Source organism: Pontibacter rufus (genome assembly GCF_015694705.1).
GTDB lineage: Bacteria > Bacteroidota > Bacteroidia > Cytophagales > Hymenobacteraceae > Pontibacter > Pontibacter rufus.
Genome location: NZ_JADQDR010000007.1, coordinates 124,893 through 144,273, shown reverse-complemented (window position 1 = coordinate 144,273; position 19,381 = coordinate 124,893). Strand labels below are relative to the sequence as shown.

The following is a 19,381-nucleotide window of genomic DNA, read 5'->3' as shown; positions in this document are numbered from 1 at the left end:
AACACCAGAATTGCTACCGTGAACCAGATATACCTGCGCCCATGGCCTTCAATGAAAACTCACGTGTTAAAATACCAGCTATACTGCATTTAACCCGTTTGGGCTATACTTATCTTTCTCTAAAAGGCGCTAAGCCAGATCAGGATACTAATATCTTCCCCGAAATCTTTGCCGAAAGTATCACCCGCATAAACAAGGATAAGGAGCTGCAGGACGATGATGTAATGCGCTTGCTTCAGGACATAAGCCTGTTACTGGATAACGAAGATCTGGGGCTAGCTTTCTATGAAAAGCTGATTTCAACTTCTGAAGTGAAGCTAATTGACTTTGATAACTTCAGCAACAACAGCTTTCACGTAGTAACCGAACTTACCTATAAGAATGGAGAAGAGGAATTCAGGCCAGATATCACGCTGTTGATAAACGGAATGCCATTGGCGTTTATCGAAGTAAAGAAACCAAATAATCATGAAGGCATTTTACAGGAGCGTGATCGTATAGACAGGCGCTTTCAGAATAAGAAGTTCAGGAAGTTTATCAATATCTCGCAGCTGTTGGTATTTTCCAACAACATGGAGTATGATAACGGAACTGTAGAGCCGTTGCAAGGTGCCTATTATGCTACCACGTCCTACAAGGGAGCGCAATTCCATTATTTCCGGGAAGAGGAGATTCAGGACCTTACTTATATACTAAAGCCAGAGGATGATGCGCTGGAGAACTTTGTGTTGAAAGATACCAACCTGGCCACTATTAAGCATAACCCAGACTTTCTCACGAACAAACAGTTTCATAGGCCAACAAATCGTATCCTTACCTCGCTGTTCAGCAAAGACAGGCTGGCGATGTTGCTACGTTACGGTTTAACCTATGTAAAAGGGAGCCAAGGAATCGAAAAGCACATTATGCGCTACCCGCAGTTCTTTGCAACGAAAGCCATTGAGAAAAGCATAGAGAGCGGTTTGCGTAAAGGCATTATCTGGCACACGCAGGGCAGCGGTAAAACGGCACTGGCCTTCTACAATGTGCGTTACCTGACGGATTATTTCCAGAATAAAGGTATCGTTCCCAAGTTCTACTTCATTGTGGACCGTCTGGACCTGCTCACTCAAGCATCGAAGGAGTTTACCAGCCGGAATTTGCTTGTTAAGGCTGTAAACTCCAAAGAAGGCTTTGTACACGATATTAGGAACCAAAGCGCTATTCATAACCTGCAGGGCAAAGCGGAAATTACGGTCGTGAATATCCAGAAGTTTAGTGAGGAGTCTAATGTGGTGGTGCAGACAGATTACAATACAAATGTGCAGCGTATTTACTTTCTGGATGAGGTACACCGCAGCTATAACCCCAAGGGCAGCTTTCTGGCGAACCTGATAAGTTCTGACAAATCGGCTATTATTATTGGCCTGACTGGTACGCCGCTGATTGGGAAAGGCCACCACTCTACTAATATTTTCGGCGAATACATACACAAATACTACTACAATGCCTCTATAGCTGATGGCTATACCCTGCGCCTGATACGGGAAGGGATAGAAACCAACTATAAAATGCAGATGGAGGAGATCCTGCGCCAGATTGAAGTGCTTGCTGGCGACCTAAAGCGAAGCGACATCTTTGCACATCCCAGCTATGCAGAGCCGATGCTGGACTACATTATCGAGGACTTTGAGAAAAGCCGCCTTATGTGGAACGATTCTTCTATTGGGGCCATGGTAGTTTGTGATAGTTCTGATCAGGCGAAACAGTTGTTTGAAATCTTTAACCAGAAGTATGCAGCGGCAGGTACTGTTGCTGAAGGTTCAGTTGCTGGTGGCTACTCTATGGCGGCTGAACAAACTGCTACCTACAATAAAGCTAAGAAGAAGAAGTATAAGGTTACAACAGCCGCCCTTATACTGCACGATGTAGGTACCAAAGAAGACCGTAAAAAACTGGTCGAGGATTTCAAGGACGGCAGGATAGATATGCTGCTGGTGTACAACATGCTGCTCACTGGCTTCGATGCCAAGCGCCTGAAGAAGCTGTACCTGGGACGTGTGGTAAAAACACACAACCTGCTGCAAACACTCACGCGCGTTAACCGGCCTTACAAGAAATTCCGCTTTGGCTATGTGGTGGACTTTGCCGATATACGTTCGGAGTTTGATGCCACCAACCGGGCCTATTACGACGAGCTGAAAGGGGAGCTGGGTGACGAGATGGAACACTACTCTGACCTGTTTAAAAGCAAAGAAGAGATAGCCGAAGAAATAAGCCAAATCAAAGAGCTGCTGTTCCAGTTCGATACGCAGAACCTGGAAAACTTTAGTATGCAGGTGTCGGCGATGCAGGACAGGCAACAGGTGCTTGATTTGAAGAAAGCCTTAGCCAATGCCCGAAGCCTGTATAACCTGATCCGCTTGCTGGGGCACGACGAGCTAATCGCAAAGCTTGACTTCAGGAAAATCAATATCCTCTATACAGAGGTATCGAACCACCTCGATTTACTAAACCAGAAGGAGGCGCTGGAAAGTGGTGCCGATACTGGCAACCTGCTGAACGTAGCGCTGGAAGATGTGCTCTTTCTGTTCCGCAAGATTTCAGAGGCAGAGCTGGTACTGGCTGACCAGTTGAAGAATACCTTGCGTAAAACGCGCGAGGCGATGGCAGGCAACTTCGACAAGAAAGACCCGGAGTTTACTTCGCTGTATGAGGAGTTGGAGCGCATGTTCAAGAAAAAGAACCTGGATGAGATAACACAGGACGAGATGAAGGCAAACATTGATGCCCTACAACATATCTACGACCGGGTAAAGGAGCTGAACCGCAAAAACGACCTCCTGAAGGCCAAGTATGAAAGTGATGCCAAGTATGCCCGTGTGCACAAACGGCTGCGGGAACATAGTGCTACGGCAAGTACAAAAGACATAGCAGCCATATATGAGGCCTTGCAGGGTGTTAAGCAGCACACCGACGAGCAGATTATCCTCAACAGCAACCTACTGAGCAATGAAGGTTACTTTAACCAGCTGGTGATTAAAAGTGTGATTGACAATTTTGTAAAAAAGAACCAGATAAAATTAGACCCTGACACCACGCAGTACATCAACCATTGCGTGGTGCAGGAATACATGAACGAATATTACGGACGAATAAGATAAGATGACGACGGACTTTATGCAGAAAACCAAGGCGCTGATAGATGACCTCAAAGGCATCTGTGCGTCTTATGGTTTGGGGAACGATGGCAACGAGTTTAAGATTATTACGCAGGTTTTCCTTTACAAATTTCTGAACGATAAGTTTGCCTACGAACTGAAACAACTGGAGCCTGCGCTGCAACAGGCCGAAAAGTGGGAAGACGCACTGGTAACTATACCGGATGATGATTACCAGATGCTGTTGTTCCAGTTACCTCCGGGCACGGCCAAACTAAAGCGCGACCATTTGCTTACCACGCTGTTTCAGAAGCAAAACGAGCCGGACTTTGCCAAGACCTTTGACGATACCCTGCGCGATATTGCCATCCTTAACAATGATATTTTCTCGGTAAAGACGGGTACTGGTTCCAAAATCACGCTGTTTGATGATTTAAGCCAGTTTATTTCGGATAGCTCGCAGCGCGACAACTTCTGTAAGGCGATTGTAAACAAGCTGATTCCGTTCAGTTTTGAGCATATTTTTGGGCAGAAGTTCGATTTCTTTGCCACCATATTTGAATACCTGATAAAGGACTACAACAAAGACGGCGGCGGCAAGTATGCGGAGTATTATACGCCCCATGCCGTTGCCAAAATAATGGCCGATATCCTGGTAGACGAGCAGGTGCAGGATGTCACCTGCTACGATCCGTCGGCGGGTTCGGGAACGCTGCTCATGAACATTGCCCATGCCATTGGCGAAGACCGCTGCACCATTTACTCCCAGGATATTTCGCAGAAGTCTACGGGAATGCTGCGCCTGAACCTGGTACTAAACAACCTGGTGCACTCTATCCAGAATATTATACAAGGCAATACCATGCTCTCGCCTTACCACAAGGATGAAAACGGGAAGCTCAAAAAATTTGACTACATCGTGTCTAACCCGCCGTTTAAGCTCGACTTTAGCGACTACCGCGAGAGCCTGGACAGCAAAGAAAACCACGCGCGTTTTTTTGCAGGAGTGCCCAAAGTGCCGAACAAGGACAAAGACAAGATGTCTATCTATCTCCTGTTTTTGCAGCACATCATGCACTCGCTCACTTCCAGAGGCCGGGCAGCCATTGTAGTGCCAACGGGTTTTATTACGGCCCAAAGCGGCATCGAAAAGAAAATAAGGGAGCAACTGGTAGAGCGCAAAATGCTGCGGGGTGTGGTAAGCATGCCAAGTAATATTTTTGCCACCACGGGCACCAACGTATCTATTCTGTTCCTGGACAATGCGAATAAGCGCGGCGATATAGTGCTGATGGATGCTTCTAAATTGGGTACTACCGTAAAGGATGGCAAAAACCAGAAAACGCTGCTTTCGGAGGAGGAAGAGAATCTGATTATAAGCACCTTTAACAAGCATGAGGCGGTAGAGGATTTCTCGGTGGTAGTCAGTTATGGGGATATAAAGGGAAAGAACTACTCGCTCAGTGCCGGACAGTATTTTGAGGTGAAGATTGAGTACACCGACATCACGCCAGAAGAGTTTGCCGAAAGAATGCAGCGCTTTAACAGCAACTTAGATGGGCTTTTTGCAGAATCTGCCACGCTGGAGCAGGAAATGAAAAAACAGTTGGAGGGCTTGCGCTATGCCTGAATTGCCAGTTAACAAGCTATCCGATGAGCAGCTATTCGGACAGGTTTCAGAGTTAATCGCCCTTGCCCGCCGGAAGGTAATTGCCAGCGTGAATACCACCATGGTAACTACTTATTACCAGATAGGCAGGCTGATTGTAGAACATGAGCAGCATGGAAAAGAAAGGGCTGCCTACGGTAAAGGAACGCTGAAGCAATTATCGAACGTACTGAGCAGCAAATTCGGCAAAGGTTTCTCAGTAGAGAACCTGGACCGGATGCGGTTTTTCTATAAAGCATATGCCAACCAGATTTCGTCAACAGGGTTGACGAATTTGGGCAGCAATGAAGATGAGACGAATAAAAGGGTTGCTATGCCTGATTTCCGCTTGTCGTGGTCGCATTACATCAAACTGATGCGGATAGAGAACCCTGACGAGCGCCGGTTCTACGAAATTGAGAGCATACAAAACAACTGGACTTTGAAGGAATTGCAGCGGCAGTTCGACAGCGCCTTATATGAGCGCCTGGCCCTGAGCCGCGACAAAGAGAAAGTAAAACAACTCTCCGAAAAGGGGCAGCAGCTGCACCAGCCACAGGACCTAATTAAAGATCCTTATGTGCTGGAGTTCCTGGGGCTGAAGGAGGAAACTGCTTACTCCGAATCGAAGTTGGAGAACCACATCATAGATGAACTCCAGCACTTTTTGCTGGAGTTGGGCAAGGGCTTTGCTTTTGTGGGACGGCAGGTGCGCTTTACCTTCGATGAAAAGCACTTCCGGGTAGACTTGGTGTTTTATAACCGCTTTCTGCGCTGCTTCGTGCTGCTCGACCTGAAAATCGGCGAAGTAAGCCACCAAGACCTGGGACAGATGCAGATGTACGTGAACTACTACGACCGCTTTGTAAAAACCGAAGACGAGAACCCGACCATCGGTATTATTCTCTGCAAAGAGAAAAACAAAGCCTTAGTAGAAATTACACTACCCAAAGAAAACAACCAGATTTTTGCGAGCAAATACCAGACGTTCTTGCCCAGTAAAGAAGAACTGAAGGCGGTGCTGAATGAAAGTATACATAAAGATGAAAATAGGATAGGGGGTAGTGAGGAATGAGTAAGTGGAGAAAGATGTTAGTTGGAGACTTTATTAAGTTTAACCCAATTGAGAAAATGGCAAAAAGCACCATAGCTAAAAAGATAGCTATGGAAAAACTTACTGCCAATGAAAGAAAAATTACAGGCTATGAATTGTCTGGCTATAATGGAGGTGCAAAGTTTAGGAATGGAGATACTTTATTTGCTAAAATTACTCCATGTCTGGAAAATGGGAAAACAGCACAAGTAGATATTTTAGATGATGCAGAAGTTGGATTTGGTTCTACTGAATTCATTGTTCTGAGAGAAAATGAAAGCTCCTCAAATGATTTCATCTATTACTTAGCAAAAAGCCCTGTTTTCAGAAAAAAGGCCATAAGCTGTATGGAGGGCACTTCAGGCAGGAAAAGGGTTAATGAAGGAGCACTAATGTTGCAAGAAATTAGAGTGCCTGACCTCCCAACTCAAAATAAAATAGCCGCAGTCCTTTCCTCTTTAGACGCAAAAATAGAACTCAACAACCGCATCAATGATGAGCTGGAGGCGATGGCGAAAACACTGTACGACTATTGGTTTGTGCAGTTCGATTTCCCTGATGCCAGCGGCAAGCCCTACAAAACCAGCGGCGGCAAAATGGAATGGAATGAGGAACTGAAAAGAGAAGTTCCTGAAGGGTGGAAAGTTGGCACATTGTCTGACTTAGGAAATATTGTAGGTGGCAGTACACCGTCAACAGCAGAACCAGAAAATTTCACCACAGATGGCACACCTTGGATAACACCCAAAGACTTGTCTTTAAATGTTGGTAAAAAGTATATAACGAAAGGCGAAACTGATGTTACCGATAAAGGTATAAAATCTGCGTCACTAAAGCTCTTACCAAAAGGAACAATACTGATGAGTTCGCGTGCACCTATCGGCTACATGGCGATAGCGCGAGAAGAAGTAACAACCAACCAAGGTTTTAAGTCTTTTGTACCAAAGGAAGGATATTCCACAGAATTTGTATTCCTAACTGTTGAGCGAACAATGCCAGCTATAGCTAGTAAGGCTTCAGGTTCAACTTTTAAAGAAGTTTCTGGTGGTGTAGTCAAGGCTATTGAGATTGTGTTGCCTCCAAAACCTATTATAAAGGCTTTCACTTCTGTAGTTGAGCCTATTTTCAAGAAGCAGGACATACTTGAACTCCAAAATAAACAACTCTCCGAGTTAAGAGATTGGCTGTTGCCGATGCTGATGAACGGGCAGGTAACAGTGGCGGAAGCGGAGGAAAGTTTGGCGATGGCAGCAGAGCCAGAAGAGATATATAGCATTCGGCGTAATGGATTGAATATTCCGGAAAATAAAAAGGCTTTTGCCAAACAGGTGTTGGGCGGTAAGATTGTTTCGCTTTTCAAAGATGATCCGCATTTTACGCACATCAAATTTCAAAAGCTACAATATCTGGCAGAGCACATTGCTGAAGCAGACTTAAACCTGAACTATTATTTTCAGGCAGCAGGGCCTTATGATAATAAGTTCATGCATTCCATTTCTAATAAATTAAAGTCAACAAAATGGTTTGAGGAGAAGGCTTATAAATTTATACCACTTGAAAACCAACTTCAAATTGAAGGATACTTTAAAAGATATTTCAGCCCGGTAGCAGAACGGTTAAGTAAGCTGTTTTCCCTGTTGGCTGACAAATCAGAAGCTGAAACGGAGATTATGGCTACCTTATATGCTGTATGGAACAACCGTATCATCAAACAACAACCCATTTCTGATAAAGAATTGATAGAAGACTTTTACAACTGGAGTAACCGAAAACATCAGTACACACAACAGCAAATACTGCAAAGTTTACAGATTATACGGTCAAACAATTTCATGCCAACAGGATTCGGGAAAGAGATCAAAAGAGCAAAGAGTAATTCCAAGCAATCAAAAAAATGAAAGCATTCATATCATACAGCCACCAAGACACTCAAATGTTAGATAGGCTGCACAAGCATTTAGCTCAGCTTAAAAGGGAAGGGCGTTAACTTCCTGGACAGATGAACAAATATTAGCTGGGGGGCGCCTTAATTCATCAATTTCATATCAACTTGAGGCATCATAGTTATTTCATGCCCTTTTGAGCCCAGATTATATTGCTTCCAATTATTGCTATGAAAAAGAATTTCAGCGGGCAATACAATTGCAGGAAGAAAGAAAGTTAATCATTGTGCCAATAATCTTAGAGCCATGCGATTGGCTTAATACACCATTCAAGGATTTTAAAGCTATCCCTACAGATGGTAAACCAATAAGCACATGGGCTAATGTTAATACGGCTTTTCTTAATGTAACCGAAAATCTTCGAAAACTAATTGTTAGCGCCGGCCAAACGGAGGTGTCGGTTGCAGTCTCTTCAAATTCAGGTTTTAAATCTGGCCGGAATTACCGCGTAAAAAAAGACTTTGATACGATTGAGAAGCTGGAATTCAAGGAAAAGTCTTTTAAAGAACTTACGGACCTCTTGAAAAGGTATATGGAAGAGATCAATGTGCTTGAAAATATTAAAACCCGAATTTATAAAGATGCACCATCAGAGTTTGAATGCATGATAGTAAACCGGAATAAAATTGGCTCAGAATGTCTTTTAAAAGTCTCATTCGATTCTTCTAGCTCGACAAACAGTGGATACGCATTTAATAGAAATGATCTTAAGTATGAACTACATAAGGATGGCAGAAACAACGAAAAAGGATTTATTCTAAAACTTGATGAATACCACTTATTTTGGGAAGATAGTAATAGTCTTTTTTATCCTCGTGACTCACAGGAACTATCAATTCAGGAAATGGCAGATTTGATTTGGGAAGAATGGCTTGAGTCTGTTGATATTTCATTATAAAAGATAGGAGCTACAACCTTGAGCCAGTGGTGTTGCTCTCTACCGCCGCCCTCGGGCATGCGGTAGAGAGCAACACCGAGCGGTACGAGCACTTGTTAGTGCCCGGTAATAACGGTGGAGCGGATTATGGCTGTTTGGCCTTATCATCGGATTATTCATGGTCATCCCAAATAAAGCTCATACTATAAGCTGGCTATACTTGAAAAAAGTTGCTGTGGTGTAGCTATATCCCCCTTTCAAGCAGCGGATGTATTACCGGTCAGTTCTATCTGAACTGTAATTCGGGTGGTGCTGGCTTCTCAGGAAAAATTCACCCGCCAAAGCGATAGAGCCGTCCAGCTTAACCGCCAACTGCCTTATCCCGTCTGAAGCATACATAAATCCAGGGCTGCCTTTTTCTTTCCTTTGAAACAAACGGCGCAGAAACCCCTATACCTGTAAAAAACATAGCATATGTCTGGTCATCTTATTGTTGGTCCTATACTGGGGTTTAGAGGGTTGAAGGAGGGGCGCTGGTATACGTCTGCCCTGGTGGTACTCCGGGGTACCGCTACGCCGCCGCAACTATCCCTTACATTTGGTGGTGTGTTCCAGGTTGCGGCGAAAGCAGTTTTGTTAAAGACGTTTGCAGATTGCAAGGTATGGCGGCTGGACTGGTGGGTGCAGCAAAGCGATTGTGAGCAGGCTGTAATGTATGCCGTAAATGGCGGCGAACAATTTGCGTATGTGGTTCCGGAGCAAAACAAGCCCTTGCGCATTTGCTATGGCTCCTGCTTTGGCGTGCACACCCTGAAAGATTTAAATAAAGTAAAAAGTAAAAACGAGATGTGGAAAGTGCTGCAGCGGATACACGGGCAGCAGCCATACCACTTGTTTTTTATGGGAGGCGATCAAATTTACTCAGATCAGGTATGGGAGACGGTATTGCCCCTGAGAGAATGGCTGGGTAAACCGCTGAGAAAAAGGATGCAGGCGCCTTTTACGGCTGAGATGCAGCAGCAGGTAGAGCAGTTTTATTTTGACCTTTACTGCCGGATGTGGCGTCAGAAGCTGCCAGCGGCTACCATGAGCAGAATTCCGACCCTGATGATGTGGGACGATCACGACATTTTCGATGGCTGGGGTTCTTATGTACCTGAGCAGCAGGAGTGTGCGGTGTTCCAGGGCATCTATGGCCAGGCCAGGGAGCATTTTCGCGTTTTTCAATTGCAGGCAGCGCACGACGACGATTTAGGGGAACTTACGGTGCTGGGGAAGAGTGGGTATACCTATGCGCACCGCATGGGCGATGTGGCACTGGTGGCGCTGGATTTGCGGTCGGAGCGTACCCTTGATCAGGTGATGAGTCAGGAGACCTGGGACCGTTTGCTGGCCTGGATGGAAGATGAACTCAAAGCGAAAAAGCTGCCGGACGGTTCCGCGCAGGCGGGTTGCAGGCATTTGCTGTTCATGTCGGGCATTCCGGTTGTAAGTGCGGATTTAACCATGCTGGAAGCAGCCTTGGAGGTAGAGCCGGGACAGCAACGGATGGAAGACGACCTAAAGGACCAGTGGCTTAGCCGGGCGCACCAGCAGGAACGGCTGCGGCTGATTCACCGCCTTTTACACTTTGCGCAGGAGTCCGGCTGCCGCGTTACCATTGTGTCCGGCGACGCACATGTAGCCTTTCTGGGGTATATTCAGTCTGAGAGGGAAGGTACTGCCTGTACGGAAGCCAATGTGATAAACCAGCTGACCTCTTCGGCTATGGTTAATTTACCACCGCCTGCCATTGTGGTTTATATGATGGAAAGGCTGCTGGCCGGTAAGGTAGAAGAGATAGACAAAGGTATCACCGCCCGCCTGTTAAAGTTTCCGGGTACTTCGCGCCGCATCCTCGGCGCTCGCAACTGGCTGTCGCTTCACATAGATGAGCAGCTGCGCATATGGGCTGACTGGTATGTAGAAGGGCAGGAGAATCCCCTGACGAAAGTGATAGATCCGATAATGTAGCTGCCCTGTTGCTAGTATGGAACGCTACGTATGCGGCTTGAATTCTGAATAGGCGAAAACCAGATTAAGCGGAGTGCCGCCTGAAGAGTAAACGATTTATACCCTCAAGCGGCACTCCGCTTAAAAAAGCTGTTTTATTTATAAGCCGATAACAACGCGTTTGGTAATCCGGCCTGCAGATGAGCTTACGGAAAGTATATACATTCCTGCTTTAAGGGTATTTACATCAAGTTCTGCCGTGCGCCCGTCCGTAGCTGTATGTACCTGCTTGGTCAGCACTGCTTTGCCGTTTAGGTCCTGTAGTTCGATGGTAATTTTACCTTCACCTGCTTTGCTACCGGTTTCTACATAAAGCACCTTGGTGGCCGGAACGGGATAAACGGTAAGCATGCCGGCTGGAAGCCTATTTCCGCCAATTGCATTGCTGCCGGCAGATAAGTTACTGGCAACAGCAGGTGCGCCCAGGCTGCTGGTGTTTATTACAGTGAAGTTGATTGTCACAGAATCACCGGCAAACCCCGTAGCTTTGGGCCCGGAGTAGGAGGTGGCTTTAAGCGTGTAATTGCCGGTTACGGGTGTCCATTCGCCCGCGTCTCCCATTATTTCATAAGGCACGATAGATTCTGTCGCACGCATTGTTTGCCCGCCACTCAGAGAAAACACCACGCTGCCCACTTTTGTACGGGTATTCGCGCGGATGTTCAGGTAGCTGGCCGGCAGGTCAGCCAGGTTCAAAACAGCACCATCCGTCAGCGTCTGAATATCTTTCCCTGTTCTGGCATCCGACAATGTGTAGCTTATTGCCTGCTGCGGTGCCGGATCAGGCGAAGCGTTTACAACCACAAAGCTGACTGTGAGCGGAACACCGGCCTGTCCTGTTGCTTTTGCGCCTGTGTATGGTGTAGCCTGAAGCGTATAGTGCCCGAGTACCGGCGTCCAGCTGCCGTCGTCGCCCATCAGCTCATAAGGTACGATGGACTCTGTAACGTTCTTGCTCTGTGTGCCACTTAACGCAAACAATACGCTGCCTGCTTTGGTAGTGGTGTTGGCGCGGATATTCAGGTTAGCTGTTGGTAAGTCGGCCAGGTTCAGAACGGCACCATCAGCCAGCGTCTGAATTTCTTTTCCTGTTTTGGCATCCAATAGCGTAAAGCTTACTACCTGTTGGGGCGCTGGTGCCGTGAGTGTTTCCACCACCGCAGTGGCATACTTCACCATGAGTGCATCGTAAGCATCATAATCTGTTATGGTGCCCTTTGCCCAGCCTCCCAGTCCATCTGCCTTGCTAAGGTTCTGCTTTTTGTTAAGTGCTTCCCACCAGTAAACGCCGCTTGCTTTGTAGCCCTTGTAAGTATAGGTTGAAAGAAACTTGATATAGCTGGCAAAAACATCTATTTGCAGCAGTTCAAAGCCATATTCCACGTTGTCGGGATGGATTCGGTGCCAGAAGAAAGGGTATACCGGCTTATGCAGCCTGTTGCCGTAGTCCAGGGCCACATCCATGTTGTCGCGGATGTATTGCAGGTTGCGTTCATGCCCTACTGCTTCATCTGCTGTTTCCAGGTACACAGAAGGAGCCAGGAAGTCTACCAGCGAAAGCAACGTACCATACTTAGCTTCAGGATTATACCGGGTAATGTCATTTTTATCCCACGCATTAAACGGCATGCCGTAAATGCCTATCTCCACGTTTGGCCGCATCTCCCGGATGATGGCGATGAGTTTGCGCCATTCAGCTTCAGCATGCTTGTAACGGCTGTCCGTAACAGGGTAATCCCGCAGCGCGTTGTAAACCCCTTCTGTTTCCCAGTCGAGTACAAGCTTGCCGCCACTGTCGGCCTTCCGGAACAACTTACCTACTGTATTTCGTACTTTGGCAGGATCTACACTGTTGGCATCTCCAGTCTGCGCGATACTACTGGCAGGCAGAAAGTTAGTTACAACAATGTTTTGGGTTTTAAAGTAGTCCAGCGACTGGGGACCGAACCGGTAGTTCATCACATACAGCTCAAACGAGGTGCCGGCCACCTGGCTGAAAGACGGCACCGACAAAAGCAATAAGGCAAATAACAGGAGTAGATTTCTTTTCATTCTTTTACTGGTAATGATGTTGGTAAATAAAAATAAGGCGTAGCAAAGCTTTGGTACCCAGTGCCTGTTTCGGCATCATGATTGAAACGCTTGGATTAATCAAGTATGGCAGGGCGCTTTTGAATAGGGCTAATTTATATAAATAATTATAAATACTGGATTGTCTGGTATGTTTGAATCAAAGCTACGTGAAATTAATATATCAAGCGCCATTAAGCGGTGTTTTATTAGAAAGTTTATAATTATTGTTCTGATAATAAATAAGCCGGGCGCATTCTGTTACTAAATAATTTGCGGTTAATATGTCATATTGCCACATAATTGAGCCTGGTAAGAGCAACAAGATAGTGTGTGTCTAAAGTTCCTGTATGTATAAATGCAAGTTGCTGGTGGTAGTTTGTGTTGCTAGTATTTTATAAATACCTTAGTTAAGAATATGCCTGCGGAATTGCTGTTGTTGATTAAATTATAATTTAGGAGAGAGTATGGGTGAGCTATTTAGAGGTATTAATGAAGGTTGGTACTGCCGGTCTTAGGCTCATACGCTGAATTTTTCTAACACGGCAGGGTAGTGTTTCATTAGGTCGGGCTAGATCTGCTGCGCCGTATACTTCAGGAAATCCCGCTGCACGTCTTCCCACTTGTGCGATTCCTCCATTTTCCAGAGCAGGTGAATATGGTTTGGCATGATCACGAATCCGTATACTTGCACCCGCTCGTTCTCCACCAGAAACCGAAGGCTGCTCAGGATAATGTCTTTATACTTGTCTGGCTTAAGCAAGTGCTTCCAATCCAGTATAGTGGCTGTGAAGAAGGCCATGTGCTGTTGCTCAAGCATCTGGTAATATGTAGTTAGTTGTTGGTGATAACACCAACAACGGCGGGAAATTCGGTATTTATCACGCTCTAGTGTAACATCTAACAATCAAAAGATATTATCTAAATTTATATTCAATGTACTGTTTAGTTTTGGACCTTTTTATTTTAAATTTTGTAGGATTATAATTTTCTATAAGAGGTTGTTTTAAATTGCTGCTAAAAAATAAGATTTCCTTACCGTCCCTTGCAGAGAAAGCAGAGTGGTTAAATGAATATTTCTTTTGTGGCAGTTTCTGATAAAGGTTTTCAATGTTAATATTGTCATCATAAGAAACAAGCCAATGGATTTCGTTGATGTTTTTAATCTTTTCGCTAACTTCTTTATGATTCTCATGTAAATAATAATTCATATAAAGTGAATCTCCTTTTAAATAATAAGGAGGGTCAAAATAAAAAATCGTATTATAACCTTCTTTAGTACTTGTAATGCCACTTTGAATCTTATCAATTAATTCAATTGCATCTATATTATATAAATTGATGAATCTTTTATTTTTGGCTATTTGGTTTATACGAGCTATTATTTCTTTTTTGTTAAATCTACAATCTATTTTATATTTACCATTTTGATTTACGCCACCAATTACACCACCTGTAATAATGCCTGAACGATTAGTTCGATTTAAAAACAATGTAGAAAAACCTAAAGTAAGTAAATCAATAGTTTCTTTTTCCTTCTGAATAGCTTTTTGCTGAGCCCAAGTTTCTATACAAATTTCTGTTTTATCAATAAGATGGCATAACTTTTCAGTTTCATTAATTACCGAATGCCAGAAAGCAAATATTGATCGATCTTTATCATTTATTGTTATTTTTTCTACATACCCTTCTAAAAGAAGAAACAAAGCAACCGATGCCCCGCCTGCATACGGTTCAATGTAATGTCCATGAATATTATTATCAATACAGAGCTTGGCAACAAAATTTGAAAGTTTATTCTTGCCTCCTGGGTATCTCAATGGTGAATAAAACATTTTATAGTTTAGTTATATCTAATTCATTTAACAAATCAGCTTCATCTTGAAGTAAAAACTCAATCAATACCATTAAGTTATTACTTATTTGATTAGCTGCAGTACTTACAGCGCTAACATGATAATTATGAACAATCTGGTGCAACTGGTCTAAGTCAAATGAATTGAAAGCATTTTTAAATCCAGTATTTTTTATTAAATCAATAAACCTTAACCTTAACTCATTGAAATCTGTGAATCTTCTACTTCCATAAGCACGACCGAAGTAACTGGTCTTGTTCATTGTTGTACGCCCATTAAACTTTGTGTTTTCAACAACATATTTTAAAACAACCTCAAAAGTCACTCTAGCCATTGCAACTTTAGAGTTGGAATAGTTATTAGAATCTAATTCAAAATATTCTTTAATTCTTTCTTTAATACCAGGGGGCAAGGCTTTCCTTTTTGTTATAGGGAATTTCTTTGTACTTCCTCTTGTACCACCGATTGAAGTGGTACTTGCAGTTCCAGTTGTAGCTCCCGCTGCAGATGAGCTACCAGTTCCCGAAGTACTTGCAGTTGCGATAACAGTTGTAGTTCCAGCAGTTGATAAAGTTCCTGTTGTACCACTAGGTGCGGTTCCGGCTGTCGTTGTACCTGCAGTTGAGATGGTTGTCCCAGTTGTTGAACCGCTACTCGTACCTGTTCCAGTTGTTGCACCTTTTGCCTTTACATCAAAACCATAAGGTTTTAATAATTCAAGAAATTTAGGATTCCTGTCAATTGTTTCTGTTGTAGTAGAAGGATTATCTTTTAAATAATTAATTAATGCTAAAACATAAGAACTAAATTTTGTTGAATCTGTAACTTCTATTTTAAATGATGGGCTATTTCTGAAATAATAACCGCACTCTTTCGCATTTCTAAATAAACGTTCAAAAATAATAGTTTTACCACCGGTTTTTCCTCTTCCTCTCCTTAACAAAATTCGAAGATCATCGCCACCAATAACTACTGCTTTCTTGTAAAAACTGGCTAATTTTATTAAATCTCCTGGTTTAGAATCTAATTCCTTAACTTCTTCAAACCTACCAGCATCACTTAATTTTAAAACTTCAAGGGCTTTTGCAATCCTTTCCCAACGTCTAAAAAGATTACCTGCGTGCTCTTCTACAATCCTTGCATCAATATCTTTTTGATTTTCATATAATAGGACAGGCAATTCTTCTATAATTGTTTTAGGAAGCCCTAATTTAAATTTGCCAGGCATTTGTAATGCTTTAACAGCAGAGCATCTTCTATTTCCATCTTTGACAATATATTCCCCACCCTCAATTATTACCCATAAAGGCCGGTCAGGATAAAATTCATTAGCATTTACTATAGCCTTTGCCACTTCCTCTGCCGCCTCAGTATATAATAAGTATTCAATTAAATCATCTTCCTTCTCACTACCACTATAAAGCTCCGCAAAACGGGGATTATTGATATCCAGGACTAGATCATCTAATTTGATGTCAATTAACTTGGCTTTGGTTTTCATTCTTTGGTTTGTATAGAAAATAGATGTATTTAATCAATAGTTGTGTAAATAATTAAATTTATATTTTTTATATTATTGGTTTTTTCATCAATAACTCCTTCCATTAACTTCTCATCTCACAATTCACAAAGCCCAATTCCTCTAGATTCTCCTGACTTCGCTTTTCCAGAAAGGCACTTTCCTCAAACTGAACAGCCAGTTAGGTAGTCAGCAGCTTCATCTTCTCTTCAAGGGAGCGCCGTCGTCTTTCTCAGCTTCGAACAATAAATATCTGTATTCGTTGTTCAAACAGAGGCTTAAGGTACTGAAAATTGTATAATAGTAAGTATAAAAGTATAGATTATTTTTAATAAAGCAGATTCATCATTTTATCTCCTGCTCAACGTAATGCCTTTGTTTTTCGCCGGTGAGGGGTAAAGTTGCATCAATCCGTTTAGAGCACTAAAAAGAATTGTGCGGGTCAGATCGCCTTTGCGCGATGCTTTTAAGAACACGCCACAGAATCCGGGGACTCAGTAAACTGGCCGGCGGTGCCAGCATGTTCATGACGTTCAGGAAGGCTGCGCCTATCACGGCGTCGTGGTGGGTTGCCCGGTGTACGCTGTCCATGTAAGCGTTAATCAAATCAGTTCCGGGCGCTTTCCTGCCCCTGGTTTCGGGAAAACGGAAATCTTCGCCCACCGCTGTCTGCCAGGGGATATCGGTGATGCGGGCTATTTGCCGGAAGTAGGGCTTGTACAGGTGATGCAGGCCGGGTTGCTCTTGCAGCAGTTTGTCCAGGGCGGCAGCCTGCATGGCCGCTGACGTCATGCCCTGCCCGTAAAGCGGATTAAAACTGCATACCGCATCGCCTAACACCAGATAGCCTTCCGGGAAGTCGTCCAGCTTTTCATAATGCCGCCGCAAACTGGCCGGAAACTTATAGCTGACGATATCAGAGAGCGGTGTAGAGGTCGTAATAATGGTGTGTACGTCCGGCGCGGGTAAGCTTTTGGCAAAAGCGATAAACCCTTCCTCGTCCGTGGGGGCATGGTGGCCATGCCAGCCTCCTAGCGATACGATCCATTTATGATGCTCCACCGGAAAAGCGGCACCTGCTCTGTATTCGTGGGGCGCTTCGGGCGTTACAAATACCCAATCCTGGTTTCCGGGAAGCGAAGCATCACGCTCGTAAATGCGGGTGGCATACCCGGCACCACAAGTAACAGTACTTTCTTCCGGTTTTTGGTAGCCTGCTTCTTCCAACCACTTCGGCGACCGGGAGCCGCGTCCGCCGGCATCGATTACCAGGTCAGCGAAAAGGTGTTGAGGTACGCTGTCTGTACCTGCCTTTACCAGCTGCACTCCGGTTATTTGCTTCTGATTTTCACTTGTCAGCAGCTTTTCCACGGAATAGCCATCACTGATAGTCACGTTTGGGATCGCAGCTACGCGGCGGCGGATGTGCCACTCCAGAAAGGGGCGGCTTGTCACGATGCCTTTCAATCCCAATGCAAACCTGGCCCGGTAGCCCCCATAGCAATACCACCGCATGCTCTGGGCCATGTCCAGTAAAGGAGAGCCCCCGCTCATCAAACCTTCGTGCAGGTCCGGGAAATAGTGTGTCAGGATGGTGAGCCCCTGCGCCAGCAGGCCGTGTAGGTGGCGCGTATGGGCCTGCCCCTTACGCGCTTCGGGAAAGTCATGCACCACGTCACGCTCAACGATAATTACCTGTTCAAAATAATCGCTGAGCACGCGGGCAGCCAGCAGGCCCGCCAGGCTTCCCCCAATCACCAGGGCAGACGTTCCCGGCATCTTGTTCATACGTTCCGCCGTTTAAAGGAGAAATTTTAGCAGGCTGGAGGCAAGTCCCACCGGCCATGAGTTTGATTAGAAGGTTACTTTTTGTATTTTCCCTTCAAAGGTCTGTGCGATGTAGTAGGTTTTGGAGCCGCTTCGCTCAATGGAGTTGGGGAAGTTTAACCCGGTAACCAGGGCTGTATTTTTCCCCGGCGTGGCACGCACGATGGTGCCTGAGTTCTCTACAAATGTCTCGCCTGTCCAGGTGCCATATTCTACTACGACTGGCTCTTGGTCAGCCCCCAGCTCGATATCGGTTAAAGTCGATAAGCCTGACTGGTAAAGGGAGACATTCCCCTGAAGATCGACCTGGTAGATGGCAGCTTTCTCAGCTGGGTAAGGATATCCGGTAAACGTGCAGACCAGGAATTTGTGCCCATCGAAAACGATACCGGTGGGAACCGCCTCTACCTGAGCCGGTTCTCCCGAGGGGTTGCCGATAGGGGGCAGGAGCGCGAAAACGCTCAACGCTCCCGTGGAGGCCTTCCGGCGGATAATGGCATTGGCAGCCGCATCTACCATGTATAAATCTCCCTCAGGTCCGGTCGTAAGGTTAAAAAGATCGGTCTCATCCGTGTCGTCCTCAAAGTCATACCCTCTTACAAAGGCGCCGATATCCTCATAGGCCAATGCACTTGCCTGTAAGGGAGCTTCACCGGGCCTGATCGAGGCTGTAGCCAGCTTGTAAAGTTTTCCCTCCACACCGTGCAGCATCCACAGCGTATCATTTGCGAGGAGAAGGTGGTTGAGCCCAAATACAGCCCCCTCGGGGCTGACAACAGAAGGGAAGCCCGTTACCACCGGAAACACATTCCCTTGCGGTGTAATGATGGACAGCTGCCCGTCATCGGCAAGGCCGGTACCGGCCTCCGTAATCCATAACTGGCCTTTTGCATCTGATTCAATACCCAGTGGTGCCGTCAGGCCGGAGGCATACTCGTTTACCTGTGGCTCATGAGGTTCCGGTTTTTCTACAAAATCGGGCAGGTACTCGCAGCCGGTGGCGCCGGCAAGCACAAGCAGCAAAAGAGAAAAGGCAAGGTGTTGTCGCATAGCTGTAAGATTAAGTGCAAAGGATTTGTTCTAAAAGGCAGCTATTGACAAGGCATCTGCTGCAAAGCCCTTTTTTGCTGTTTGTTGTACTGGCTGATTAACCGGCGTAGGCAGCGCTAACGGCACTGCCTGTCGCTAAATTACTGGCTGGTAAAGTATACTTCTCCGGCGAGGCAAACAATACTGATTTTTCAGTATTCGAACAGCGCTTTAGTCTTATAATAGCGCGCGTAAATCTTTCCGGATGGGTATGCCTGTTCTTAAAATGAGGGAATAATACCGAGCTTCTAGGGGAGTTGCCGGAAG

The 19,381-nt window shown here is 45.1% G+C and carries 12 protein-coding genes; 6 read left to right on the top strand and 6 right to left on the bottom strand.

What is annotated here, in order from left to right:
* Positions 1-41 precede the first annotated feature (41 nt).
* The 6 genes from I2I11_RS13080 (at position 42) to I2I11_RS13055 (ending at position 10,714) form a co-directional block, all read left to right on the top strand.
* Positions 42-3,143 carry a type I restriction endonuclease subunit R gene (locus I2I11_RS13080; RefSeq protein WP_196268169.1) on the top strand — a complete coding sequence of 1,034 codons (3,102 nt, stop codon included), beginning with the start codon at positions 42-44 and terminating at the stop codon, positions 3,141-3,143.
* A gap of 1 nt (position 3,144) precedes the next feature.
* On the top strand, positions 3,145-4,770 hold the full coding sequence (locus I2I11_RS13075) for an HsdM family class I SAM-dependent methyltransferase (protein WP_196268168.1): 1,626 nt from the start codon (positions 3,145-3,147) through the stop codon (positions 4,768-4,770).
* Positions 4,763-5,863 (top strand): PDDEXK nuclease domain-containing protein, encoded by a 1,101-nt coding sequence (locus tag I2I11_RS13070; RefSeq protein WP_196268167.1) that lies wholly within the window; start codon positions 4,763-4,765, stop codon positions 5,861-5,863. The genes I2I11_RS13075 and I2I11_RS13070 overlap by 8 nt, the downstream gene beginning before the upstream one ends.
* Positions 5,860-7,779, top strand: coding sequence for a restriction endonuclease subunit S (locus I2I11_RS13065; protein WP_196268166.1), 1,920 nt, complete (start codon positions 5,860-5,862; stop codon positions 7,777-7,779). Before I2I11_RS13070 ends, I2I11_RS13065 begins: the two co-directional genes overlap by 4 nt.
* Positions 7,780-7,960: 181 nt before the next feature.
* Positions 7,961-8,722: a toll/interleukin-1 receptor domain-containing protein gene (locus tag I2I11_RS13060; RefSeq protein WP_196268165.1), complete on the top strand. Its 762-nt coding sequence runs from the start codon at positions 7,961-7,963 to the stop codon at positions 8,720-8,722.
* A gap of 453 nt (positions 8,723-9,175) precedes the next feature.
* A complete protein-coding gene (locus tag I2I11_RS13055) occupies positions 9,176-10,714 on the top strand; it encodes an alkaline phosphatase D family protein (protein ID WP_196268164.1) in 1,539 nt (512 codons plus the stop codon).
* Positions 10,715-10,852: 138 nt separating this feature from the next.
* On the opposite strand, the gene I2I11_RS13050 is transcribed toward I2I11_RS13055, so the two are convergent.
* The 6 genes from I2I11_RS13050 to I2I11_RS13025 form a co-directional block, all read right to left on the bottom strand.
* Positions 10,853-12,805: a T9SS type A sorting domain-containing protein gene (locus I2I11_RS13050; protein ID WP_196268163.1), complete on the bottom strand. Its 1,953-nt coding sequence runs from the start codon at positions 12,803-12,805 to the stop codon at positions 10,853-10,855.
* 589 nt (positions 12,806-13,394) lie between these two features.
* Complete coding sequence (locus I2I11_RS13045) at positions 13,395-13,643, bottom strand: transposase (RefSeq protein WP_196268162.1); 249 nt, start codon at positions 13,641-13,643, stop codon at positions 13,395-13,397.
* Between the two features lie 97 nt (positions 13,644-13,740).
* The gene (locus I2I11_RS13040) at positions 13,741-14,658 is read right to left on the bottom strand and encodes a DNA adenine methylase (protein WP_196268161.1); all 918 of its coding nucleotides are present in this window, start codon (positions 14,656-14,658) and stop codon (positions 13,741-13,743) included.
* Position 14,659: 1 nt separating this feature from the next.
* Entirely contained in the window at positions 14,660-16,180 is a 1,521-nt protein-coding gene (locus tag I2I11_RS13035) for a hypothetical protein (RefSeq protein ID WP_196268160.1), read from the bottom strand.
* Between the two features lie 441 nt (positions 16,181-16,621).
* Positions 16,622-17,986 carry an FAD-dependent oxidoreductase gene (locus I2I11_RS13030; protein WP_196268159.1) on the bottom strand — a complete coding sequence of 455 codons (1,365 nt, stop codon included), beginning with the start codon at positions 17,984-17,986 and terminating at the stop codon, positions 16,622-16,624.
* Positions 17,987-18,052: 66 nt separating this feature from the next.
* On the bottom strand, positions 18,053-19,075 hold the full coding sequence (locus I2I11_RS13025) for a ScyD/ScyE family protein (RefSeq protein ID WP_196268158.1): 1,023 nt from the start codon (positions 19,073-19,075) through the stop codon (positions 18,053-18,055).
* Positions 19,076-19,381 lie beyond the last annotated feature (306 nt).

Excerpts from the sequence above, each read along its gene's own strand:
- I2I11_RS13080 (WP_196268169.1), top strand. The coding sequence starts at position 42 with ATGGCCTTCAATGAAAACTCACGTGTTAAAATACCAGCTATACTGCAT.
- I2I11_RS13075 (WP_196268168.1), top strand. The coding sequence starts at position 3,145 with ATGACGACGGACTTTATGCAGAAAACCAAGGCGCTGATAGATGACCTC.
- I2I11_RS13070 (WP_196268167.1), top strand. The coding sequence starts at position 4,763 with ATGCCTGAATTGCCAGTTAACAAGCTATCCGATGAGCAGCTATTCGGA.
- I2I11_RS13065 (WP_196268166.1), top strand. The coding sequence starts at position 5,860 with ATGAGTAAGTGGAGAAAGATGTTAGTTGGAGACTTTATTAAGTTTAAC.
- I2I11_RS13055 (WP_196268164.1), top strand. The coding sequence starts at position 9,176 with ATGTCTGGTCATCTTATTGTTGGTCCTATACTGGGGTTTAGAGGGTTG.
- I2I11_RS13050 (WP_196268163.1), bottom strand. The coding sequence starts at position 12,805 with ATGAAAAGAAATCTACTCCTGTTATTTGCCTTATTGCTTTTGTCGGTG.
- I2I11_RS13045 (WP_196268162.1), bottom strand. The coding sequence starts at position 13,643 with ATGCTTGAGCAACAGCACATGGCCTTCTTCACAGCCACTATACTGGAT.
- I2I11_RS13040 (WP_196268161.1), bottom strand. The coding sequence starts at position 14,658 with ATGTTTTATTCACCATTGAGATACCCAGGAGGCAAGAATAAACTTTCA.
- I2I11_RS13035 (WP_196268160.1), bottom strand. The coding sequence starts at position 16,180 with ATGAAAACCAAAGCCAAGTTAATTGACATCAAATTAGATGATCTAGTC.
- I2I11_RS13030 (WP_196268159.1), bottom strand. The coding sequence starts at position 17,986 with ATGAACAAGATGCCGGGAACGTCTGCCCTGGTGATTGGGGGAAGCCTG.
- I2I11_RS13025 (WP_196268158.1), bottom strand. The coding sequence starts at position 19,075 with ATGCGACAACACCTTGCCTTTTCTCTTTTGCTGCTTGTGCTTGCCGGC.